The sequence below is a fragment of the Clostridium sp. TJA032 genome, from assembly GCF_058310275.1.
In genome coordinates, this window is the sequence record NZ_JBZEFB010000001.1 from 290,338 (window position 1) to 314,221 (window position 23,884).

The following is a 23,884-nucleotide window of genomic DNA, read 5'->3' on the forward strand; positions in this document are numbered from 1 at the left end:
TAAAATAAAATTTTTCTTTAGTTCATATTTAGTAAGTAATTTTATAAAAATAAATCATGAAGTTTAGGAGAAAAATATGAAAAAGTATTATAGTTCAGAGAAAAATAAGTTTTTTAAAGGTATTTTAATACTAATTTTATGTATATTTTTAATAATTTCTTTTGTGAAAGTATATAGGGAAGTTATGACTTTAGAAATAATTAATTTTTAATATTAAAGAAATATATTTATATAAATTAAAAATACTTATAAAAAAAGAAGATTTTCTGTGATTTTGTTTAAGAGATTAAATAAAAACATACAAATTATTAAGTTTAAGTATAAATGCTTTAATAAGCTTTAATTTAAGTTTATTGAAAAAATAAGAGGTAAGAGTTAACATTATATGGAATAGACTTAAAAAGGGGGAAGAGTTTTGAGTAAGCATTTATCTACTGATATTAGAGTAGCTATTGAAGAGGATAATCCCTCTATTACTAGAAGAGAAGAACTTTGTATAAAATGTGGTTCATGCAAAAATATATGCACAGAATATATAGGCGTAAATGGTCATTATTCTTTAGAAAAGACAAAGGATGTAGCCATATGTATTAATTGTGGTCAATGTGCAAATGTATGTCCAACATATAGTATTACAGAGGTTTTTGATTACAAAAAGGTAGAAAAGGAAATAGAAAATGGAGACAAGATAGTTATATTTTCTACTTCTCCAGCTCTTAGAGTTTCTTTAGGAGAGGAGTTTAATATGGAGGAAGGGACTTTTGTTCAAGGGAAAATGGTAAGTCTTTTAAAAAAGTTAGGTGCTAATTATGTTTTAGATACAAATTTTGCTGCTGATATGACTGTTTTAGAAGAAGCTAGTGAACTTATAGAGCGTATGAAAAATAAGAATAAACCTCTTCCACAATTTACTAGTTGTTGTCCTGCTTGGGTAAAATATTTAGAAACTTTTTATCCTGAATTTTTAGATAATTTATCAACAACAAAAAGTCCTATAGGTATGCAAGGACCTACTATAAAGACTTATTTTGCAAAAAAGATGGGAATAGATCCAAAGAATATTATAAATGTAGCCTTAACACCTTGTACTGCAAAAAAATTTGAAATAAAGAGAAAAGAAATGAATGCCTCAGGAAGATATTATGGAATAGATTCTATGAGAGATATGGATTATGTAATAACAACTAGAGAAGTTGCTATATGGGCAAGAGAAAAGGGCATTGATTTTAATTCTCTTGAAGATTTAAGCTTTGATGGATTAATGGGAGAATCTTCTGGTGCAGGAGTTATTTTTGCAAATACAGGAGGAGTTATGGAGGCTGCTTTAAGAACAGCTTATAAGTTTATTACTAATCTTGACCCACCAGATAAATTTTATGATTTAGAAGAAGTTAGAGGTTTAAAAGGAGTAAGAGAAGCAACTATAAGCATAGGTGATTTAAATCTTAATGTTGCAGCAATTTATGGTACAGAAAATGCTGCGAAATTTTTAGAATCTCTTAAAGATAATAATAAAAAATATGATTTTGTTGAGGTCATGACTTGTCCTGGAGGATGCATAGGTGGTGGTGGACAACCTAAGAGAAAGCTTTATGAGGGAGATAAATTAAGAGAGAAGCGTATAGAAGCTTTATATAAAAGAGATAAAAGTTTAAATATAAAATCAAGTTATGAAAATAAAGAACTTAAAGCTTTATATGAAGATTTTTATCAAAAGCCTTTAAGTGATATTGCAGAGAAAATGCTACATACTGTCTATTTTGATAGAAGTGAAGATTTAGGAAAATAGATTAAATTTTATTTTCATTGCAAATAAAAAAGGGAAGTACCTAAATTTTAGGTGCTTCCCTTTTAAGTTATAAGCAGAAATTTTATTTTAAGAATGTAACTTAAAATATTCTTAAAATTCTTAGCATAAATGGAAATAAGTTTTTATATATTTATTTATGATGTTTATGTTGATGTTTTGGAGATATTTCAACAGTTATGCTAAGACCAATTCCTGCAACAACTCCTGTTATTATGTAATAAGTTAAATCGCTTATAGGTAATACATATAAACCTAAAAGTCCTATTATAAGTAAAAGCAAAAATACACATACTATAAAAAACAAAGGTTTAAATTTAGGTGTTGTAGGTATAATTTTTGCTATTTTTTCAGAAATATTTAATCTTTTATTTACTGGTATGAAAATAAAAGCAGAAACTATTAGCGAAATAATCATTGGAATAAAGCTAATTAAATTCTTCATCTTAAGTGTGTCCCCCTTATCAAAGCTTTCTTAATTTCAAAGTTTCTTTCTATTTTTAATAAAATTAAATTTTATAATAAAATGTCTTTTAAATTAAATTTATCAATATAATAATAACATATATTATAATAGAATAAATTTAATTTTAAATGAATTACTTATATATATAAATATAACTTATTTTTTAAATAATATTTTTTCTATAAGAAAATTAAATTTTTCTTATTTTTATGTAAAAAAGTTTATTTTTTATGAGTTCTTTTAAGCAAAGTGTCAATATATAATAAAAAAAGTTTATTAAATAAATAAGTATTCTATATAAGATTAAAAATAATTACATAATAAAAAGGAAGAGTAAACTCTTCCTTTTTATTATGTAATTATTTACTTTTTTCTAATTTTTTTATGTCTTCCTTAGTTTTATTTAAAGAACTTTCTAAGTTAGATAAGTTTTATTAACTTTAAATTTACAAAAAAGTAACTATATAGTAAAATATTTTTATGGGGGCATGCATATGGAGTATATAAAAAATAGCAATAAGTTTAATATAAGGGGATTGATTACAGATATATTTTATATTGCTTTTATTGTTTTTATTATAATGGGTGTAGAATTTATTTTAGAATATGTTGTAAATACTTTTGATGTTTTAAATAGAAATTTTTTAGGAGCACCTTTACTTCGTGAAAGTTTAAATGAAAAGATTATTTTAGGTGTTATTATAGGACCTATTATAGAATCTTTTTTTATTATTTTTATGTATAATTTTATAGGAAAATTTATAAAAAGAAAATTTATATGCACATTACTTGTAGCTTTAATATTTTCACTTTTTCATAATTATTCTCTACTTTATATAATTATGGTTTTTCCAAGTTCCTTTTTATTAATATTTTCTTATAGTTATTACAAAAGTAAAGTTTTATCATCCTTTTGGATTTTAACTTTAATACATATGGTTTCTAATCTTTTAGTTTTAATAGGATAAATATATATTTAGTTTTAGGAAAAATATTTAAATAGGAGGCTTTTAGCCTCCTATTTTTCTATAGGGAAAACAGTATTTTCAACTTCTGGATTTCCTATAAAAAGCCTTGTAGCCACTAGAGGCAAGAAAAGTATAAATACTTGGCAAAAGGAAGTTATTGATATATACATAGGAATATCAAAAATTTTGTTAAAAGAGCTAAGGGAATATATTAAAGAGGAAATTATTATAATAGCCATAGATAATAATGTAAGATGTGTTAGTTCCTTTAATCCCTTCTTGCTTCTAATAGAGGTATCTTTATATAAGTTATATAATAATATGCCTAAGATTATTAAAATATATAAATAGGATAAAAAGAAATAAGAGTTAAATTTATCTGTAGCCCAAGAGATGTAATCTAAGGTTACATATTCATAAATTTCTTTATGGTTTATTAAGTTTTTTAAGAAAATGTTTTTAATAAAAATTGAAGTTATAAGACCTAAGAAAATTAAAAAGGAGGAAAAGGTTAAAAATAATTTTTGTTTTATTAGAGTTTTTCCTTTTCCTAAAAATATACTTAAGGATATAATTATTAAAAAAAGCAAATATAAAATAACAAACCCTCCCTATAAAAGTTTACATAATTATTATACAGTAAAAATAATCAAATTACAAATATTGGAAATATTTTTAGGGTTAATAAAGTATTTATATGGATTTTAATCCATTATTTAAGAAATAAAAAACGAATTTTAAGAAATATTTTCTATTAAGAAACTTTAAGTAAGGCAAAAGGTGTTGATAAGTTTAATTTTTATTTATATAATGTATTTAGGTAAGTATTTAAACTTACCTTTGAAATAGGTGCAGTAATGCTTAATAGGGAATTTAGTGTAAAACTAAAGCTGCCCCCAGCAACTGTAAGTATCTTCTTTAAAACATTAGTCCACTGTGATTTTTCATGGGAAGGAGTTTTAAAGACATAGCTATGAGCCAGGAGACCTGCCTAATTCAAAAATACGTTTATCTTTCTGGGGAAAGAGGCAAGTAATTGAAATTTTATCATGCTTAAATTATAGAGGCTTTTTATAAAAGAAGCTTTATTTTATTCTGTGTCTACAATGAGGTGGTCTTTTGCATGATTAAAATATAGAGAAATATCAATTAACTTGTAGAGATTTTCCTAGATAGGTATTCAAAGTGAGTATCTATCTTTTATTTTTTAATTTAGCTAGGATTTAAAAAATAACAGTAGAAAAAAATCTAAAACAGGTAAATTTCTCAAAGATGAGTAGGCATTTCTATGCTAAGGTTCAAAGGAGAATCAAAATAAATTGCTAATAGCTTTTATTTCTAACAAGGGAGTTAGTTATATTTATCATAAATTAGCAATTAAAACTTATTAGGGATATATAGAAAGAAAAAATTTAACTTTCTATATATCCCTTTTTCTTTTACATTTTTGTCTTATAAAAGTAGTGATTTTTAGATTTCTATATACCTTAAAAATGGCTATTTGAAAGGTGGTATGACCAATTTCAATTGGCGTAATCGAATAAGATAATAGAGTGAGTAAATAATGGGAACATTTTAACGAAATTAAAAGTTAGAAGCGAATAATATCAAAAAATAATTTGTGAATGTAATATACGTAATAATTTGTGAGTTTTAAGAGATTGTTAAATTGTATGTCTAGTGGTAACATTTATAAGTAAAATAAAGTATTAATTTATATTGTATATGTTGTTGAGTGAGTGAATGAAAAGCTATTCAGTGGGAGGGATAGCTTTTCTTTTTTTTATAAAAGCTTATAGATTTAAGTTATCTTTTAGGTGCGAGATATTCTCTTAATTAGATGAAGTGACAACAATTTTGAGAGAGTTAAAGTTTTGATTTAGTAATTACACTTTTATAATAGTAAGAGATAGGCTATTAAACCTTAAATCTATAAGCTAAAATTAAAAAGAATAGTGAATTCCTTTTCATAAATATTATTTACTTAATGATAATTTATATACAATTATTTATAAGCAATAATTGTAAAAAAAGAAGAAATATAAAAAAATATAATGGAAATGAATGGATTTGAAATATAATGAATGAATTTAGGGATTTTTATTAAATGAAAATTGTGGTAAATAGTGGTATTATATAAAGGCCGTGAAATTTTTATATTAATTATTTAAAATAGTAAAAGAGGGGGAAGATTTTTGGTTATAGTTTTCATGGGAATAATTATATTTATTGTTGGGCTTATTTGTAGAAGACTGCATGATGATTATGAAAGGTATCCTAATCTTTTTGTTGGATACAAGTTAAGACATGTAATGAGAAGTAAGGAACTTTGGGAAGAAGCAAATAATTACATATTAAAACCTAGCACTATAGCTTTAATATTTTCAATAATATTTACTTTAATTATAAGAATTTTTAATTTAAAGCTTTCAAGTAATATTTACATACTAATTTGCATTTTAATTTTGTCTTTACCTGTACTTTGTACAGAAATACATATAAGAAGGTTTAATAAAAAATAAAATATTTAATATAAAGATATAAGAATAAAATGACTAAAAGAAAAAATATTTTTTCTTTTAGTCATTTTATTTTTTTATAAATTAAACAATTATTTAACTTTTTTATAATAAAAATCTAAAGGTATAGGAATTTTATTTTTTTTGTTGAATTATATATTTAAAGAGATTAAATTTTATCTTTTAGAGAGGAGTTTAAAACATGAGAATATTAATGTTAGATTTAGACACCTTAAGAGCAGACCATTTAGGTTGTTATGGATATTATAGAAATACATCCCCTAACATAGATAGAGTTTCTAAAGAGGGAATAACCTTTGATAATTATTACTGTTCAGATGCACCTTGTCTTCCTTCTAGGGCTTCTCTTATGTCAGGAAGATTTGGAATACACACAGGGGTTGTAAATCATGGAGGAAGTTGTGCTGATTTTAGAATAGAGGGAAAAGATAGAGATTTTAGAGATAAAATGACCTTAAACAGTTTGCCAATGTTTTTAAGAGAAGAGGGATTTTATACTGCCTCTATAAGTACCTTTTCTGAAAGACATAGTGCCTTTTGGTTTAATGCAGGTTTTAATGAAATACACAATGTAGGAGGATGTGGTGCAGAAATAGCAGAGGATATAACACCAGAAGTTTTAAAGTGGATAGAGGATAAAGGAGATAGAGATAATTGGTTTCTTCATGTGAATTATTGGGATGCACACACTCCATATAGAACGCCAGATACATATGAAAATCCTTTTTCAAAAGAGGATTTGAATTTATGGATAAGTAAAGAAAGATTTAAGGAACATAGAGAAAATAAGATTGGTCCTCATGGAGCAAGAGAAATTAGTATGTATAATAATGAACAGCCTTTAAATTTTCCAAAGCATCCAGGAGAGATAAAAACTTATGATGAACTTTTGGAGTTTTTCAATAAGTATGATTGTGGAATAAGTTATATGGACTTTCATATTGGGAAAATACTTAATTTTCTAGAGGAAAAAGGAATATATGATGATACTGCTATTATAATAACCTCAGACCATGGAGAAGCTATGGGCGAATTTGGTATATATGCAGAACATGGAACTGCAGATTATACAACTACTAAAATACCTATGATAATAAAATGGCCAAAGGCTATGAAAAATTATAGAGATGATGGATTTCATTATAATCTAGATTTAGCACCTACCTTAGCGGAATTATTTAATAAGGAAAAGAAGGACTATTGGGATGGAAGAAGCTATGCTAAGAGTATTTTAAAGGGAGAAGATACAGGTAGAGATTATTTAGTTTTAGGACAATGTGCTCATGTTTGTCAAAGAGCTGTTAGATTTAAGGATTATATGTATATTAGAACTTATCATGATGGGTATCATTTATTTCCAAAGGAAATGCTTTTTAATGTTGAAAATGACCCTCATGAAATAAGGAATATAGCAGAAGTTAGAAAAGAGATATGTATGGAGGGAGCTTATCTTCTACAAAATTGGCATGATGAAATGATGTTAAGTAGTGAAAGTGATATAGACCCTTTATGGACTGTAATTAAAGAAGGAGGACCTTATCACGCTAAGGGGCATTTAAAAGAGTATTGTAAAAGGTTAGAAGAAACAGGAAGAGGATGTGCTATTACAGAACTTAAAAAGAGACATGAAAATGAATTTAAATAAAAATGCAATTTTAAAATTATAAAATTAAGATTATTTTAAAAGAAAAACTTATAGATAATTTTTATCTATAAGTTTTTTTCTTTAGGCTATTAAAGGTGATTTTGTATTTTCAATTATATATTTTTTTACTCTTAAAAATATATAGGATATTAATAAAGTTATATAAATTATTGCATCTATAAATTTACTATTAAAATTTGATATGTAAATCAAAATTACATGGATATACATTAATAAATAAAATAAATAGGATAACTTCTGTATTTTCTTCCAAAGTTTATGACTTATTCTATTTTTAAAAATATTAAGAGAAGTTATTCCTAGTGGAATTACAAGTAAAAATATTATAAAGCTGATAAATATAGATAAAAAATTAAGTTCATCTAATTTATAAGAGTTTCTAAAAAATATAGGGAAAAATATTTTTCCATAAAAGCTACTGTGAAATAATAAGAATATACAACCTAAAATAGATAATTCTCCTCTTATTGCTCTTAAATTTTTTGAGTATTTAAAGTTGTTTTTTAATACACCAGTAAACATTACTATAGTGAATATTATTAAGGATAAGGTTCCAGTTGGAATTAAAGATAAAAAGTACTGTAAAATTTTAGGATAGTTTGTGAAAGCTTCATTTTTAATTAAAAATAAAGACAATATACTAAGAATTACAGATAAAAAATAAAAATAATAACTGTGAGTTTTTATTTCTTTGTAAAAATAAATACATAAAAATATTGTTAATGATAGTAGAATTAAAAAAAGCATTTATAAATTTCCCTTTCTTGTTAATGATAATCAATTTCAATTAGATTATATATTTAGGAAAAGATTTAGTCAATAAAAAAGTTATATTTTAAAATAATTTAACTTATTTATGATAAAAGTTATTTTTTAGTAGGATATTTCATCTTTCTGTTGAATTATATATTAAAGGTCTATTTGTGAGAGGAGAATAAAGATGAAGATTAAATTAGTTGGATTAAGTGAGAAAACGTTAGAAGCTGTAAAGGGATTAGAAAAACTAGTTGATTTTCAGCTTTATAATGGAAAAGAACTTAAAGAAAAAGAAGTAGAAGTTATAAGTGTCTCTAAATTATCCTGTGATTGTGAAAATGTTATAGAGATTATTAGAGAAGGAAAACTTAAAGAAATAAGATATAAAGAAATGCACCATTTTTTTAGAGCTTTTAGCTTATATATTCATTATCTTAAAAGTGGAGAGAAAGTTTTTAAGAAAAATGAAAAGGTTTATATAAAATCTTTAGGTTTAATGATTGATGCTTCAAGAAATGCCGTTTATAGAGTTTCAGAATTGAAAAATATATTAGGGTATATGGCTTTAATGGGATATAAAAAATTTATGCTATATACAGAGGACACTTATGAAATTAAGGAGTATCCTTACTTTGGATATATGAGAGGAAGATATAGTAAGGAAGAATTAAAGGAAATTGATGAATATGCCTATTCTTTAGGAATAGAGGTTATACCTTGTATACAAACCTTAGCTCACTTAAAAGGAACTTTAAAATGGCCATATGCTTCTTCTATAAAGGATACTGAAGATATTCTTTTAGTAGGAGAAGAAAAGACTTATAATTTTATAGAAAGTATGTTTTCTTCTTTAAGGGAAGTTTTTAGAAGCAAAAATATTCATATAGGTATGGATGAAGCTTTTAATTTAGGAAGAGGAGTTTATTTAAATAAAAATGGATATTCTTCTAATAAAATTCTTATGATTAATCATTTAAATAAAGTTAATGAAATAGCAAAAAAATATGATTTTAAACCTATGATATGGGATGATATGTTTTTAAGACTAGGAGCAAAAGAAGGAGGATATTATGATTTAGATATAAAAATAACTCCTGAAATAGCTAATAGTATTCCTAGAGAAGTTTCCCTAGTTTATTGGGATTACTATAATTCTAGTTTAGATAAGTATAAAAAGCTTTTAGATATTAGAGATAGTTTTCATAATAAGATTATTTTTGCAGGAGGTTGTTGGCGATGGAGTGGATTTGCTCCAAATTATTCAAAGACCTTTGAAACAACAAAGGCTTCTTTAAAAGCTTGCAAGGATAAGGAAATAGATGAAGTCTTTGCAACTTCTTGGGGAGATGATGGGTCTGAAACACCTATATATTCAATAATGGTTGGACTTATACTTTTTGCAGAGCATGGATATTATGAAAAGGTTAAGGAAGAATGGATAGATAAAAGATGTAAGGCTTTGACAGGACTTAATATGGGTGATTTTATATTATTAGAAAAATTAGACCTTGTTAAAACTGTTAAAGTTCCTAATATGAATGTTTGTAATCCTTCAAAATATATTGCTTATCAAGATTTGCTTTTAGGTGCCTTTGACAAGCATTTAGAAGGTTTAAATTTAGAAGAACATTATAGAAAACTTTCAAAAGAATATGAAAATATAGCAGAGAAAGCAGGAAGATTTAAGGAAATGTTTAGTATGTACTCTAAGTTTGCAGATTATCTTTCTTGTAAAAGTGAAATTGGTTTAGAGATAAGAAAAGCTTATTTAGAAAAGGATAAAGATGCTTTAAGACTTATAGCTTATAGTTTTATACCTGAAATAAAAGAAAAGCTTAAAATCTTTCATAAAAGTTTTAGAAGTCTTTGGTATAAGGAATGTAAAGGACAAGGTTTTGAAGTTATAGATATTAGACTTGGTGGAGTTATGGCAAGATGTGATTCTGCTATTTATAGAATAAGTAAATATCTTAAGGGAGAAATTGATAAAATAGAGGAATTAGAGGAAGAGAGACTTTACTTTTCTTATGATTTTGAAGAAGATTGCAAACTTATATGTTGCAATGAATATAAAAATATAGCAACTCAGAATATTTTGAGTTGGTAAAATTTTATAAGTATTTAAAAGAAAATTTTAGCAGAAAATAGTAGGCTATACCTAAAATTTCTAGAAGAGAGAGATAATAGGTATAGCCTTTAAAATTTAAAAGGCATATAGAAAATTTAAGAAATTAAGACTTTTAGGAGGTGATGAACATCAATCACAAAAAGAAGCCTTAACCTCTTTTATAAGGATACACACCTATCTTTCCCATAAAAAAGTTTTTTATTCAAAATTAAATATTTTTAAGGATTTATAAATTCATAAATTATATATTATATGATTGTAAGTCAACTAATATTCACGAAAATAATTGAATATTCTGTTAAATTTAATTTAGGGTGTTGTAAATGTTATCATAAAGTGTTATGATTTTGTTGAATTTTACTTAATAAATAACCTAATTTTACTAGATTAAATAACTGAATTTTACTGGTTTTAATTTAAGTATTTTACATATTAATTTTTTAGGGGGTATTTTTTAATGAAGTTAACTTTAAAAGGAAAAGCTGTAGTTACAACAGCTTTAACTACAACTTTACTTACAGGACTTTGTAGTTTTAATGCCTTTGGTGCGGAACAAAAGAATTCTGTAGAGAACTTTAAAAACGTTTTAAACGTACAGGGTGATCCAAAGGTAGATTTAAACGATTCTTATTCAACTAACGTTGATAATCCTTTTTCAGATATGGGAGCATGGCATGCTTACTACTTACCTAAAGAAGGAGCAACAAATTTATATGGTGGCTTTGCAGGACCTTTAATAGTTGGAGAGGAATATCCTATAAACTTATCAGAGACTATAAGTAAAATAGTAATAACAAATAAGGATACTAATGAAACTTATGATTTATCAAAGGCTCAAGATGTAAGTTTTGATTTTTATCCTGGAAGGTTAGTTCAAAATTATGACTTAAAAGATTTTAACTTAAAATTAGAGCTTATTTTTGCAACTAACAGAAGTGCCTTAATAAAGACAGAAATAGAGAACAAAACTGACAAAGACTTAAACTTAGACATAGAGTGGACAGGAGATATATTTAATAAATCACCTTACACAATAAGCTATGATGAGGCTGGAGAAAAGAATTTTGACTTAGGACAAAGATTAGAAGCAACTAAAGATGGTGTTCAAGTTAACTTCTCTAATATAAGATCTACATGGTCATTCTTCTCTACTGAAGAAACTAAATTTGACGTAAATTACGAAGGTGATACTACTACTAAAGTAGACGGAAATACTTACGTAACTAAGTTAGATAATACAGTAAACATAAAACCTAATAATACATATAAGACTTTCTCAACTCAAAGTTACACTTTCACTCAAGATGAGTTTAATAAAGAGCAAGGAAAGGTAGAAGATTTACTTCAAAATGGAGATAAATATTTTGAGGATAATCATAATCGTTGGCAAGGTTACTTAGACAAGGCATTTTCAAAAGAACAAAAACAAACTGACCCACAATATAAAGAGGCTGCAGTAAAATCTATAGTTACATTAACAACTAACTGGAGAAGTGCAGCAGGTGCTATTAAACACGATGGAATAGTTCCATCTTTATCTTACAAGTGGTTTGTAGGTATGTGGGCTTGGGACTCATGGAAACAAGCTGTTGCAACTGCAAACTTTGATGGAGAATTAGCAGAGGATAACATTAGAGCTTTATTTGATTATCAAATACAAGGAGATGACCCTATTAGACCATATGACAAGGGTGCTATAATAGATGCAATCTTCTATAATAAGGATGAACAAAGAGGAGGAGACGGAGGAAACTGGAATGAAAGAAACTCTAAACCACCTCTATCAGCTTGGGCTGTATGGAATGTTTACAAAGAAACTCAAGATGTAGACTTCTTAAGAGAAATGTATCCTAAATTAGTTGCATACCATAACTGGTGGTACACAAACAGAGACCATGATAAAAATGGTATAGCAGAATATGGTGGAATGGTTCATCCAGCTAATAATAGTGAAGATGAAATAATTCTAGCAGCTGCTTGGGAAAGTGGTATGGATAATGCTACTAGATTTGATAAAGAAGGATATGGAGATGGAGACGTTGGAGTTCATGTATTTGAAAACAAGAATGACAATGGACAAACTGTAGGTTACTCTATAAACCAAGAATCTGTAGACTTAAACTCTTATTTATATGCTGAAAAAGGTTTCTTAAAATCTATGGCTGATGTTTTAGGAAATGAAGAAGATTCTAAGAAATATGAAGAAGAAGCTAAGGAAGTTGGACAATACATTAGAGATAATATGTTTGATAAAGAAACTGGTTTCTTCTATGATTTACAAATAAATGAAGATGGAAGCGAAAAGAAATTATTAGTAAACAGAGGTAAAGGTACAGAAGGATGGATGCCACTTTGGGCTAAAGTTGCAACAGAGGATGAAGCATTATTAGTTAAAGACAATATGATGGACCCAGGTAAGTTTAATACTTTCATGCCATTACCTACAGCTTCAAAGGACAATCCTAAGTATGAGCCAAGCAAATACTGGCGTGGACCAGTTTGGATGGACCAAGCTTTATATGGAGTTGAGTCTCTTCAAAACTATGGATACACAGATGATGCTGAAACATTAACTAAAAAATTATTTAACAATGCAGAGGGCTTATTAGGAGATGGCTCTATTAGAGAAAACTACAACCCAGAAACAGGGGAAGGATTACACACTAAAAACTTTAGCTGGTCAGCTTCAGCTTACTACTTATTATATAAGAATGTTTTAACTGGAAATAGTACAACTTCTCAAGAAAGTTTACCTATTTTAGCTAGTGAGGATGTAAAACCACAACCACCAGTTGAAAAACCAGAAACTCCACAACCACCAGTTGAAGATAATAATACTGATAAACCACAACCACCAGTTGGTGAAGATACAGAAAAGCCACAACCACCAGCTGAGGATAATACACAAAAACCTCAACCACCAACAAATGAAGGTACAGAAAAACCACAACCACCAGTTGGAGATGAGGAAAAACCTGAAGCAGATAATGAAACTCCACAAAATGGAGGAGATTCACAAGATAAGCCAGTTGAAAAACCATCAGAAGAAGAAAACAACCAAGGTTCTTTACCTAATACAGGACAAGCACTTGGAAAAGATTCTTTATTAGTTGGTGCTTTAGGTATAATTGGTTTAGGAGTATACTTCCTTAGAAAAAGATTTTAATTAATTTTAAAATATCTATAAAGACTTAAAGTCTTTATAGATATTTTTTTTAAGTAATATAATTTATAATCTTTAAAAATAAAATTTTTTAGAGATAATATATATTTGACAACAATTATTATTAGTAGTAAAATAAAAAACGGAAAATATAGTTTCTATGCGAACTAATTTCTCATAGAATTTAATATAAAGTTTAGGAGATGATATTTATGGACGGAATAAAAAAGTTTACTCCAAGGGTTAGTAAAAAAATTTTATTTCTTGTTGCAGGTTTAGTTTGGTGTTTTGCTGGATTTAGAGTTTTTACTTTAGGTTTTAGCGATGTTGTTTCAAATCATGGTAATTATATTGTAGCTATAATTATTGCAGCTATAGTATTTTTTATATTTTTTAAATTTATTTTTAGTAAGATGTTTAAAAAACATACTAAGAGAATAGTAAATAGTGAGTTAGAAAAGCATTGTGTATTTTCTTTCTTTGACTTTAAAAGCTATGTAATAATGGGATTCATGATATTTTTTGGTATAACAGTTAGAAATATTAAGATATTTAATCCCGTATATTTAGGGGATTTCTATATGGGATTAGGAGCTGCTTTATTTTTAGCAGGAGTTTATTTCTTTATAGGATTTTTCACTTTTGAAAATATAAAAATAAAATATAAAATCAGTTAATATAATATAAAAAACTAATGGTGCATAGGGTTTAAAACTTTATGTGCCATTAATTTTATAGAGAGGATAATTGAATATAAAATTTTAAGAAAAGAGGAATTTATTATGAATTTTGATTCGTTTGAGATAGCCTTATTAATAAAAGAAATTTATTCAAATACTATGGGTAAGGTAAATGATGGAATTAGAAAAAGTGGTTTAACTCATCAACAGATAACAGTTATTAAATTGATTGCACATAAGGGAAAAGTTACAGTTAAGGAACTTTGTGAAGAAATGTCTTTATCTAAGGGAACTGTTTCTGGAATTATTTCAAGGCTTGAGAATATGGGCTATGTAAAGAAAATTAAAGAGGAAAAGGATAAGAGAAATACTTATATAATTTTTTCTGAAAAAGGATTAGCCTTTGCAAGAAATTTTAAGGAAGAAATAAATAATAGTTTTGATAAAGTCTTTGAAAATTTTACTGAAGAGGAGGTTAAAAAGCTTAGAGAAACACTTTTACTTATTAAGGAAAAAATAAAATAATAATATATGTTAAATTTAAGAAAAGTAATTATTAACTTAAATGTTTTTTTCTTTAAATAAAGGAGCCCTTTAAAGTAAAAATGGATAAAATATGGTTTGTAAGTAATTAAGGGTTGATATATAATAGGTGAAGATTATTTAAAATAAAAGGAGACGCTTAAGGAATGGAAAAGGAATTTGATATTGAATTTAAAAACTATTTATATCAGGTTTTAGGTAAGGATATTATTAAAGAAGTAAATTCAAAAGAGGAAAATGAATCATACTTAGAAGTTGGGTGTAAGTTTCCTATAGAAATTTCAGAGGATATGATTAGCCTTTTAACTAACAGGGATAGTCTCCTAGTTATCCTAAGATTTCAAAATGAGTCTAAAAAAAGCTTTAAGGGAGTGCGTAAAGGAAAGGTTGATTTTGGATTTCAACTTTTTAGGAAAGAGGACTTTAATACTAAATATGATTTTGTAGGGTTTACTCTGTCTATAAAAGGTGCCGTTGAATATAGTGATATGAGATTAGACCTTAATTTTACTCCTAAGGAATTTGAGTTTTCAAAGAGTTTAAACTATTCTTTAAATATAATAGCAATAGATGATAATTCTATAATTAGAGCTATTAGACATATTAGCTTTCCAAGGGAGCTTTGTGAAATCATTAGAAAATACTATGTTGATTTTAAAAGTAAAGAGTATAATAGAGAAACTGCTTTAGAAGATTTAGAAAATTTAAATTCTATATTATTTGAGTGTATAAGTTCAAAGGATGTTAAGGATAATTTTAGTTTATATACTTTTACAGATGAACCAGAGGAATCTATTTTAGATAAATATATAGAAGCTTGAAAAGACTAGACCTTATTTAATATAAATTAAAATAAGCTTATTTATTTAAGTTTAAAATTTATTTATATTTTATAAGGTCTTTTACTATCTATACCAAAAAGGTATTATGGTATATAATGGATATGGAATGATATGTAATAAATGGGGAGGTTTTTATGATGAATGAGAAGCTTAAAGATGTAAAAGATTTCGTCAGAGAACTTATTAGATTTGAAGATTTTGAAGATGAAATATTTTTAAATTCCTTTGAAAGAGCTAAGGAGGAGTTAAATAATTATTGCAATGAGGAAGATTATAAAGAGGAGGAAATTTCTTTAGGGGATAAGCTTTATATTGATATTAAAGGGGATAGTGCTATGATTCTTGAAAAAAAGGATCAGTTTAACCTTTTTTTAAGATGGGATAATTCAAATATAGAAGACTATAGGGCAATTACTTATGGAAAAATTGGCTTAGGTTTTCAAATTTATCCGAAAAAAGAATTTGGGCTATTTAGGGATTTTATAGGTTTTACTCTTTCTATAGAAGGACTTTTAGAGTGTAGTGCTTTTCCTGTAGATTTAAATTTTTCTTCTAAGGGTTTTTACTTATCTAAGGATTTAGAATATACTTTCTATATAATTTTAATAGAAGGTAAAGAGGGAGTAGTTAAGGCTATTAGAAAGATACATATACCAAAAGAATTTTGTAAAATAATTAGAGAATGTTATTTAAAGATAAAAAGTGAAGGCTATGAAGATTTAGAAGGATTACAAGATAGAATAAGCATACAGCTTAAGGTTAATAAATTAGGAGGAAAAGCAGTAGAAGGAATATATGGAGTTTACAAGATAAAAAGTGAAATAGAATTATCTAAGTTAAATTCTTACATAAAATTGATATGATTTTTAAAATATTAAAAGCATATAAATTTACATATTTAAAGAGTGATTTAATAATTTAAATCACTCTTTTTAATTTTTTTTATTTTTAAAGGGGGATTTTCTTAAATTTTTAAAATTTACTTATTATTAACTATTATTTTTTATTACTTAAGAATATTTACTTATTATTTAAATTATGATAATATTTAAATGGGATAAAAAGGAAATGGGTGTATTATAAAAAATGGACTAATAAGCTATGTTTTATGGTTATATGAGAGTAGGTCATATTATTTTAACTCTGGAGGTTATTTTAGGTGAAAAGAAGTATTAAATATTTAGTTTTAGGATTTTTTGTTTCAATTTTATCTTTAAGTATTATGTCCTGTAGTAGAGAATCTAATAAGGCTTTAAGCAAGGGGAAGGACTTAATTGAAGATAATCAATGTGATAAGGCTATTGTTTCCTTAGAACTAGCTTTAGATGAAGACCCTAAAAATGAAGAAGCAGAAGAATTAAAAAATATGGTTGAAAATTATTTAGAATCTAGAAAGGCTTTAGAAGAGGGGCAGATAAGAAAAGCTGAGGTTAAGTTTCAAAACATTGGGGATAGGTCTAAGGATTTTCCAAAGTTTAAGGAGTGTGTAGACACTTTAGAGAAAAATATTGATGAAGATTCTAAGTATGATAAAGAAATAAAGGATGATATGGATAAGTTAGAGTCTTTAATAGAAGATAAAAATTATGAGGAGTCCATAATTTTAATTAAAAGTTTAGATGGAAGAGTTAGAACAAGAGAGCAGAAGGAAAAGCTTGAACAGTTAAAATTAAAGCTTATTTCTATATTAGCTATTGAAAGTGAAAAGAATAAATAATTAAAATTAGGGCTATATCTTAAAAGATTAAAGCCCTTTTATATTTATGTATTAAAGATAAAAAATGTATTTATATATTTTTTATTTTTTTATGTCCACAAACAGTACATTTAAAAATAAGTTTTTTTTCAGCATCATAGTCGTAGGCAAAGGGATATTCAATCATTTCTTCACCACAGATTTCACAAATTTCAAAAGTTTTATTATCTTTAATTTTATCCTTAGAAACTTTAGATTTTTTCAAATTCTACTACTCCTTTTTAAACTATATTTGAGTAAAAGCATACCTCTTTTTATGAGATTTTTCAATAATAAACTTTATATTTTTTATAAAGTTTATATAAAGTAAAAATAAAGAGAGTTAAGGTATTTATATAATAAGGTTTAGTATCTTTAATAAGCTTTTATATTAAAAAGGTGAAAAAATGGATAGTTGGTAAAGTTTTACTTAGTATGTTATCATATAAAATATAATAATAAAATGTTAATAAAAAAGAATATTATTTACAAAATAGATTTAATTAAAGGATTTAAAAAGTTAAAAAAGGAAATAAACATATTTTAGAAAGTATTATTTCTAGACAAGGAGAACAAGAATGAGTGTTACTACATATAGAACTAAAAATGGCAATTTTAAGATTGATTCTAAAAAGTTAAATGAGAAAGTTACTGAAGTTTATAAAATTTATGGTTTTGACCTTAATTTATATGAATTTGAAGATGAGGTAGATAAGGTTTTTTATCTTAGATATGCTGTTATGAAACTTAAGGAAGAATTAGTAGGAAGAAAAAATGATTTTGAAATAAAAAAAATTGTTGAAAATTTTTACGAAAGTAGAATGGAAAAGTTTGGAGAAGACTGGAATAGAGAAAATGCTTGGTGTAAATATATTTCAGAGAAATATATTTTAGTGGAAATTGATGAATTAGAAAGAGAAGTTCCTATAGCTTATTATGACACTAAAGTGGAAGCTATTATGGGATTTTTAAAAATGGGTGCTTATGATAATTTAAAGGTTTTTAGAGGAACTGTTGTCTGTAAGGATATTTTAGGAGAGGAAGTTTTAATATCTTTGAAGAAAAAGGATGATTATTTATTTCCACCTTTTAGAAAGGGATTTTAATTAAAAGCAAGTTTATAGATTTATATTATATAAATTTATACTCTTGCTTATTTTTATTATCATTATTAATAATTTATTAATAAATTATTAATAATGATAAGGGGTTTTTTAAAATAGGATAATTTAAATAAAATTGAAAAAAATTCAAAAATAATTTTTAAGGTAAATTAAAGTAATAATGCCTATTAAAGACTAATTTTATAAATTTGTTCATAAAAAATTAACAAAAAGAATTCTTTTAAAAAAATAACTAATATTGTATAATCTATTAAAAAAATAAACAAATTGTTAAGAAAAATACTCTTTAGGAATAAATTTGTAAATCTAAAGAAAAACTTCTTATATTTAAAAGCTTAAAATTTTTTTATAATAAATTACTTTTGGGGCAAGTTAAGTAATTTATTATTTAAAGATTTATATAAATTTTAAAGTACTAAAAAGGGGGACTAATTCTAATGAAAGAAGAAAAGAAACATATGAAAAAATTTTTATCCTCAACACTTACAGGCTTAGTTGCATTATCAATTATTATGCCAAATAGTGTAGGAACAAAGGTTATAGCAAAGGAAGTAAATAATGGTACAAGTCATACCGTTAAAAATTTAGAAAGTATTGCAAGAGATGAAGCTTATTTTAAGCATGAAAATCCTGAAGAAGTTGTAAGAGTTATAGTTGAACTTGAAAAACCTTCTGCTATTGAGGAAGCTAATAAAGAGGGAGATAAAAAGCCTTCTGAAGAAAAAATTCAAGAGGTAAAAGAAGAACAAAAGGATGCTAAGGATGAGGCAGAAGAAATTACAGGAGAAAAGATAAATAAAAGCTTTGGAACATTAATAAATGGTTTTAGTATTGATGCTAAAATAAAGGATATAGATGAATTAAAGAAAATAGATGGTGTAAAAAGTGTTAAGGTGGTTAAAACATATTATCCAGCTATGAATTCAGCTAAGGATTTAACAGAAGCTGTTGAAACATGGAAAGACTTAGGTTTAAATGGAGAAGGTATGGTTGTTTCTATTATAGATTCAGGAATAGACCCAAGTCATAAGGATATGAGAGTATCAGATTCTTCAAAGGTTAAGCTTAAAAAGGAAGACTTAAAAGAAGGTCCAGGTAAATATTTTACTGAGAAGGTGCCTTATGGATATAACTTTGCAGATGAAAATGAAAATATAGTAGATTCTCATCCTAAGGTTGATATGCATGGAATGCATGTTGCAGGAATAGTTGCTGCTAATGGTAGCGATGAAGAAGTTTCAAAAAGCGAAGCTGTAAAGGGAGTAGCACCTGAAGCACAATTACTTGCTATGAAAGTTTTTTCTAATAATCCAAATAGACAAGGGGCTTCAGAGGATGATATAGTTGCAGCTATTGAGGAATCTGTTAATCAAGGAGCAGATATAATAAATATGAGTTTAGGTTCATCAGCTGGTTTTCAAAAGGAAGATGACCCAGAGCAAATAGCAGTTAAAAAAGCAGTAGATGCAGGCGTTGTAGTTGTTGTTGCAGCGGGAAATTCTCAATATTCTACAGCACCATATAAGGTTCCTGATGTAAAAGATACTGGTTTAGTAGGGGCACCAGGAACTGCAAAGGATGCTTTAACTGTTGCAAATTATCATAATAGTAAAATGCCATTACCTACAATATCTTTTAATCTTAAAGGTGAAAATTATAAGGTTCCATTTATGATGTCAGCTGATGAAAGCACTTTAAATTTAGACAAGGACTTTGAAATTGTAGATTGTGGACTTGGTAAAAAGGAAGATTTTAAGGATAAGGACTTAAGTGGAAAGATTGCTTTAATAAAAAGAGGAGAAATTACCTTTATAGATAAAAATTTAAATGCACAGGAAGCGGGAGCAGAAGGCGTTATAGTTTATAATGGTGATAATGATGAATCTTTTATAAACATGGCAACAGATGAAAAGGTAACAATACCTTCAGTTTTTATTAAAAATTCTGATGGAGAAAAATTAAAAGAAGTAATAGATGAAAATTCAAAGGTGAAATTTACTAAGGAGAAAATTTTAGTAAATAGTAATGATGCTGGAGACTTTGTTGAATCTTCTTCTTGGGGACCTACTCCTAGTTTGGATTTTAAACCTCAAATTTCTGCACCAGGAGGAAATATCTATTCAACTTTAAATGATAATAAGTATGGAATAAAAACAGGTACATCAATGGCATCACCTCATGTTGCAGGGGGAGAGGCTTTAATTGTTGAAGGACTTAAAAAAGAAAATCCAAATCTTAAGGGAAGAGATTTAGTTGATTTAGCTAAAAATACAGCTATAAGTACTTCTAAAATAGAGATGGATAAAAATAATCCTAAGATACCATACTCACCAAGAAGACAAGGAGCAGGTCTTATGCAGATAGAAGAGGCTCTTAAAAATAAAGTTGTTGTTTTAGATGAAAATGGAAGTCCTACTGTAGCATTAAAAGAAATAGGAAATGAAAAGGAATTTATCTTAACTTTAAAAAATTATGGTGATAAAGATGCAATATATGAGGTTGAAAATTTAGGTGGAATATTAACTGAAACTAGCGACACCTTAAATACTATGTCTCATGATGTAAATATTGAAGGGGCAAATCTTAAATTTGATAAAGAAAAGGTAGTAGTTAAGCCTAATAGTACTGAAACCCTAAAGGTTAAATTAACTATACCAAAAGCTGTTTCAGAGGATAGATTTGTTGAAGGATTTATTAAATTAAAAGGACAGGATGTTCCTTCATTATCCGTTCCTTTTATAGGATATTATGGTGATTGGGGTAAAGACCAAATAATAGAGACTATGAATTGGGACAAAGAAAATCAAAAGTTTATAGTGCCTTCAGAGGTTCTAACTAACTTAAATGGAGCAATGGGATACAAGTTAGGTCTAGGAAATAAGGATGAAAAAGGAAATTTTGTAGTTGATGAAAATAAAATAGCAATTTCTCCAAATGGTGATGGTAATGGAGATTTAATAGCACCATACCTATACTATTTAAGAAATGCTAGAGTTACAGAGGTTGAACTTTTAGATAAGGATAAAAAATCTTTAGGTCTTATAGGACATGAAGATTATATAAGAAAAGAAGAATTTAATGAACCAAGTGGAAGTGGAAAAGCACCTAATTTATTTGAAAATTTAAATTGGGATGGAAAATTATATAACGAAAGTACAGGAGAAAAAGAAGTTGTAGAAGAAGGTCAATATTATTTAAATATAAAATCTAAAGTTGACTATGATGGGGCTAAGGAGCAGGAAGTTATTGTTCCAGTAAAGGTAGACCTTACAGCGCCAAATATAGAAATAACTTCTAAAGATAAAGTTTTAGGAAATAAAGATGAAGAAGAAGTTGACTATACTCTTCAATGGACAGCGAAGGATAATGTTTCTGTTATTCCAGGAGTAGCTTCTGTTTCAGTTAATGGAAAAAGTGTACAAGCACCTATTAAAGAGGAAAAGGGGCTTTATAGTTGTGAAGTCAAACTTAAAAATAATTCTTTAAATGAAGTTAAGGTTGACATGAATGATACAGCCTTTAACTTAGGAGAAGTTACAAAGAATATAAAGGTTGAGTCTTCAGAAGCTATTATTAATTTTGCTGATAACTTTGGAAAAACTACATTAAGTGTTGATAATTCTTCAGAATATGTAGTTAAAGGAATTTCATTAGGACCTGTAGAGGAATTTAAAATAAATAATGAAGAAGTTTCAGTTAATGAAGATGGAACATTTGCTCATAAAATTTCATTAAAAGAAGGTATGAATAAAGTAAATATTTATGCTAAAGATAAAAATGGAAAAGAAATTTATAATTATGCAAGTTGTATATTATGTGATACTAAGGCTCCTATAATAAATTTAGTTTCTCCAAAGGTTAAAGAAGATGGAATTGTTATAACAAATGAAGATAGCATAAAGGTTGAAGGTACTGTTGAAGATAATACTATAGGATATAAATTCTATAAAAATGGAACTATGGAATTAGATGTAGAAGATAGAGCTAAACCAGGAAATGATAGTACAAGAAGAAATTTCTCTTATGATGTGCCTGTAAAAGATGGGGATGTTTTAGTATTAAGAGCTGTTGATGTTTTAGGGCATGAAACCATAAGAAAGCTTACTGTTAAAGTGGATAAAAATGCTCCAAAGGTAACCTTAGAAGGGGTATCTGATAAAGGAATATATAACTATGATGTTTTACCAAAGGTTACATCTAATGAAGAAGCTACTATTACTTATTTATTAAATGGAAAAGAATATGATGGAAAAACTCCTATTAAAGAAGAAGGTAATTATGAATTAATAGTTACAGCATTAGATAAAGCTGGAAATAAAACAGAGGTTAAAAGTAATTTTATAATAGATAAAACACCAGCAAATATTCAAGTTAAAAATATTGAAGAGGGAAAAGTTTATAATAATGATGTTTCTTTAGAGGTAGATACCAATGAAGAGGCAACCTTAGAATATACTTTAAATGGAAAAGAGTATGATGGAAAATCTCTTATAAAGGATGAAGGAGAATATCTTTTAAATATTACTGCAACTGATAAGGCTAAGAATGTATCTAGCAAAAAAATTAAATTTTCTATAGATAAAACACCAGCTAATATATTAGTAGAAGGTGTAAAAGATGGAGAAGTTTATAAAGAAGCAGTTACACCAATTATTGAAACTGATGATAAGGATGCAACTTTAGAATATACTTTAAATGGTGAAACTTATAATGGAAAAGATAGAATAGAGAAAGAAGGCCAGTATGTTTTAACAATTGTTTCCTTAGATAAAGCAGGAAATAAATTAGAAAAGACAATTAATTTCTCTATAGATAGAAGTTCCTTAAAAGATGAAGAAAATAAGGAGGAGGATAAAAAGTATAATGAGCCTAAGGAGGAATTAATAGGAGAAAAACCAGAGGCTAAAAATGATTCAAAGGAAGAAATTGAAATTTCTAAAGATGAGAATAACTCAAAGGCAAGTAAGGAAGAAAGTATGTTAGATAAATTAGGGAATTTACCTAATACAGGACAAGTTCTTGGAGGGTCTTATTTATCAATTTTAGGTGTTATTATGGCTACTTTAGGAGCTGTTTTTACAAAGAAAAAGAATAAAGATAAATAATTTATAGAAGTTTAAGGGATTTTTAGTTAAAAGGCTATTTATTTAAAATAGCCTTTTATTTTTTTCTATTATGAGTAATTTTATTATGAAAAAAATAATTACTTTAAAAGTATATACTTTTTATTAAAAATAATGATAAATAGTTAATAAAATTTATAAATATTCTACAGAAAATGTTTACATTAAGAAATTAGAGTAGTATAATAAAGGTGTAAAGAGAAATAGACTTATTTAGGAAAATTTATATAATTATTCAAAATAAGTTGAAGTGAATTATTTTATCTTGTGTAAACGTTTATAAAGTCCTGCGTTTTGAATTTTGCTTTTAATTATCAAAATAATTTATCTCTTTTTAAAATAT

Annotated in this window: 18 protein-coding genes and 1 riboswitch; of the genes, 14 read left to right on the forward strand and 4 right to left on the reverse strand. The window is 26.6% G+C overall.

The window, feature by feature from the left end:
- The first annotated feature begins 76 nt into the window (after positions 1 to 76).
- Together AC4FRL_RS01280 and AC4FRL_RS01285 are read left to right on the forward strand one after the other, a co-directional pair.
- Entirely contained in the window at positions 77 to 211 is a 135-nt protein-coding gene (locus tag AC4FRL_RS01280; protein ID WP_491138194.1) for a hypothetical protein, read from the forward strand.
- A 204-nt stretch (positions 212 to 415) separates the two neighbouring features.
- Positions 416 to 1,789, forward strand: a complete 1,374-nt coding sequence (locus AC4FRL_RS01285) for a [FeFe] hydrogenase, group A (protein ID WP_491138195.1) — start codon at positions 416 to 418, stop codon at positions 1,787 to 1,789.
- A 151-nt stretch (positions 1,790 to 1,940) separates the two neighbouring features.
- Here the strand turns inward: AC4FRL_RS01285 and AC4FRL_RS01290 are convergent, their stop codons facing one another.
- Positions 1,941 to 2,252 carry a hypothetical protein gene (locus tag AC4FRL_RS01290; RefSeq protein ID WP_491138196.1) on the reverse strand — a complete coding sequence of 104 codons (312 nt, stop codon included), beginning with the start codon at positions 2,250 to 2,252 and terminating at the stop codon, positions 1,941 to 1,943.
- Positions 2,253 to 2,767: 515 nt separating this feature from the next.
- Here AC4FRL_RS01290 and AC4FRL_RS01295 point away from each other — a divergent pair.
- A complete protein-coding gene (locus tag AC4FRL_RS01295; protein ID WP_491138197.1) occupies positions 2,768 to 3,241 on the forward strand; it encodes a CPBP family glutamic-type intramembrane protease in 474 nt (157 codons plus the stop codon).
- A gap of 50 nt (positions 3,242 to 3,291) precedes the next feature.
- Here the strand turns inward: AC4FRL_RS01295 and AC4FRL_RS01300 are convergent, their stop codons facing one another.
- A complete protein-coding gene (locus AC4FRL_RS01300) occupies positions 3,292 to 3,831 on the reverse strand; it encodes a hypothetical protein (protein ID WP_491138199.1) in 540 nt (179 codons plus the stop codon).
- 240 nt (positions 3,832 to 4,071) lie between these two features.
- Positions 4,072 to 4,250: riboswitch (cobalamin riboswitch) on the forward strand.
- A 1,186-nt stretch (positions 4,251 to 5,436) separates the two neighbouring features.
- Between AC4FRL_RS01300 and AC4FRL_RS01305 the strand changes: the two genes are divergently transcribed.
- Entirely contained in the window at positions 5,437 to 5,763 is a 327-nt protein-coding gene (locus AC4FRL_RS01305) for an SdpI family protein (protein ID WP_491138200.1), read from the forward strand.
- 199 nt (positions 5,764 to 5,962) lie between these two features.
- Complete coding sequence (locus AC4FRL_RS01310; RefSeq protein WP_491138201.1) at positions 5,963 to 7,426, forward strand: sulfatase; 1,464 nt, start codon at positions 5,963 to 5,965, stop codon at positions 7,424 to 7,426.
- A gap of 81 nt (positions 7,427 to 7,507) precedes the next feature.
- Here AC4FRL_RS01310 and AC4FRL_RS01315 read toward each other — a convergent pair whose 3' ends face one another.
- Complete coding sequence (locus tag AC4FRL_RS01315; protein WP_491138202.1) at positions 7,508 to 8,194, reverse strand: hypothetical protein; 687 nt, start codon at positions 8,192 to 8,194, stop codon at positions 7,508 to 7,510.
- Between the two features lie 193 nt (positions 8,195 to 8,387).
- On the opposite strand from AC4FRL_RS01315, the gene AC4FRL_RS01320 reads away from it, so the two are divergent.
- The 7 genes from AC4FRL_RS01320 (at position 8,388) to AC4FRL_RS01350 (ending at position 17,276) form a co-directional block, all read left to right on the forward strand.
- Positions 8,388 to 10,310: a beta-N-acetylhexosaminidase gene (locus AC4FRL_RS01320; protein ID WP_491138203.1), complete on the forward strand. Its 1,923-nt coding sequence runs from the start codon at positions 8,388 to 8,390 to the stop codon at positions 10,308 to 10,310.
- A gap of 478 nt (positions 10,311 to 10,788) precedes the next feature.
- Positions 10,789 to 13,497: an MGH1-like glycoside hydrolase domain-containing protein gene (locus AC4FRL_RS01325; RefSeq protein ID WP_491138204.1), complete on the forward strand. Its 2,709-nt coding sequence runs from the start codon at positions 10,789 to 10,791 to the stop codon at positions 13,495 to 13,497.
- Between the two features lie 209 nt (positions 13,498 to 13,706).
- Complete coding sequence (locus AC4FRL_RS01330) at positions 13,707 to 14,171, forward strand: hypothetical protein (protein WP_491138206.1); 465 nt, start codon at positions 13,707 to 13,709, stop codon at positions 14,169 to 14,171.
- Between the two features lie 105 nt (positions 14,172 to 14,276).
- Positions 14,277 to 14,699: a MarR family winged helix-turn-helix transcriptional regulator gene (locus AC4FRL_RS01335; RefSeq protein ID WP_491138207.1), complete on the forward strand. Its 423-nt coding sequence runs from the start codon at positions 14,277 to 14,279 to the stop codon at positions 14,697 to 14,699.
- Positions 14,700 to 14,863: 164 nt separating this feature from the next.
- The gene (locus AC4FRL_RS01340; RefSeq protein ID WP_491138208.1) at positions 14,864 to 15,538 is read left to right on the forward strand and encodes a hypothetical protein; all 675 of its coding nucleotides are present in this window, start codon (positions 14,864 to 14,866) and stop codon (positions 15,536 to 15,538) included.
- A 158-nt stretch (positions 15,539 to 15,696) separates the two neighbouring features.
- Positions 15,697 to 16,422, forward strand: coding sequence for a hypothetical protein (locus AC4FRL_RS01345; protein WP_491139512.1), 726 nt, complete (start codon positions 15,697 to 15,699; stop codon positions 16,420 to 16,422).
- A gap of 296 nt (positions 16,423 to 16,718) precedes the next feature.
- Complete coding sequence (locus AC4FRL_RS01350; RefSeq protein WP_491138209.1) at positions 16,719 to 17,276, forward strand: hypothetical protein; 558 nt, start codon at positions 16,719 to 16,721, stop codon at positions 17,274 to 17,276.
- Positions 17,277 to 17,346: 70 nt separating this feature from the next.
- Here AC4FRL_RS01350 and AC4FRL_RS01355 read toward each other — a convergent pair whose 3' ends face one another.
- Positions 17,347 to 17,520, reverse strand: a complete 174-nt coding sequence (locus AC4FRL_RS01355) for a hypothetical protein (RefSeq protein WP_491138210.1) — start codon at positions 17,518 to 17,520, stop codon at positions 17,347 to 17,349.
- Between the two features lie 352 nt (positions 17,521 to 17,872).
- Between AC4FRL_RS01355 and AC4FRL_RS01360 the strand changes: the two genes are divergently transcribed.
- Positions 17,873 to 18,400: a hypothetical protein gene (locus tag AC4FRL_RS01360; RefSeq protein WP_491138211.1), complete on the forward strand. Its 528-nt coding sequence runs from the start codon at positions 17,873 to 17,875 to the stop codon at positions 18,398 to 18,400.
- Between the two features lie 455 nt (positions 18,401 to 18,855).
- The gene (locus tag AC4FRL_RS01365) at positions 18,856 to 23,523 is read left to right on the forward strand and encodes a S8 family serine peptidase (RefSeq protein WP_491138212.1); all 4,668 of its coding nucleotides are present in this window, start codon (positions 18,856 to 18,858) and stop codon (positions 23,521 to 23,523) included.
- The last annotated feature ends 361 nt before the right edge of the window (positions 23,524 to 23,884 follow it).

Excerpts from the sequence above, each read along its gene's own strand:
- AC4FRL_RS01280 (WP_491138194.1), top strand. The coding sequence starts at position 77 with ATGAAAAAGTATTATAGTTCAGAGAAAAATAAGTTTTTTAAAGGTATT.
- AC4FRL_RS01290 (WP_491138196.1), bottom strand. The coding sequence starts at position 2,252 with ATGAAGAATTTAATTAGCTTTATTCCAATGATTATTTCGCTAATAGTT.
- AC4FRL_RS01295 (WP_491138197.1), top strand. The coding sequence starts at position 2,768 with ATGGAGTATATAAAAAATAGCAATAAGTTTAATATAAGGGGATTGATT.
- AC4FRL_RS01310 (WP_491138201.1), top strand. The coding sequence starts at position 5,963 with ATGAGAATATTAATGTTAGATTTAGACACCTTAAGAGCAGACCATTTA.
- AC4FRL_RS01315 (WP_491138202.1), bottom strand. The coding sequence starts at position 8,194 with ATGCTTTTTTTAATTCTACTATCATTAACAATATTTTTATGTATTTAT.
- AC4FRL_RS01320 (WP_491138203.1), top strand. The coding sequence starts at position 8,388 with ATGAAGATTAAATTAGTTGGATTAAGTGAGAAAACGTTAGAAGCTGTA.
- AC4FRL_RS01325 (WP_491138204.1), top strand. The coding sequence starts at position 10,789 with ATGAAGTTAACTTTAAAAGGAAAAGCTGTAGTTACAACAGCTTTAACT.
- AC4FRL_RS01330 (WP_491138206.1), top strand. The coding sequence starts at position 13,707 with ATGGACGGAATAAAAAAGTTTACTCCAAGGGTTAGTAAAAAAATTTTA.
- AC4FRL_RS01335 (WP_491138207.1), top strand. The coding sequence starts at position 14,277 with ATGAATTTTGATTCGTTTGAGATAGCCTTATTAATAAAAGAAATTTAT.
- AC4FRL_RS01340 (WP_491138208.1), top strand. The coding sequence starts at position 14,864 with ATGGAAAAGGAATTTGATATTGAATTTAAAAACTATTTATATCAGGTT.
- AC4FRL_RS01345 (WP_491139512.1), top strand. The coding sequence starts at position 15,697 with ATGAATGAGAAGCTTAAAGATGTAAAAGATTTCGTCAGAGAACTTATT.
- AC4FRL_RS01360 (WP_491138211.1), top strand. The coding sequence starts at position 17,873 with ATGAGTGTTACTACATATAGAACTAAAAATGGCAATTTTAAGATTGAT.
- AC4FRL_RS01365 (WP_491138212.1), top strand. The coding sequence starts at position 18,856 with ATGAAAGAAGAAAAGAAACATATGAAAAAATTTTTATCCTCAACACTT.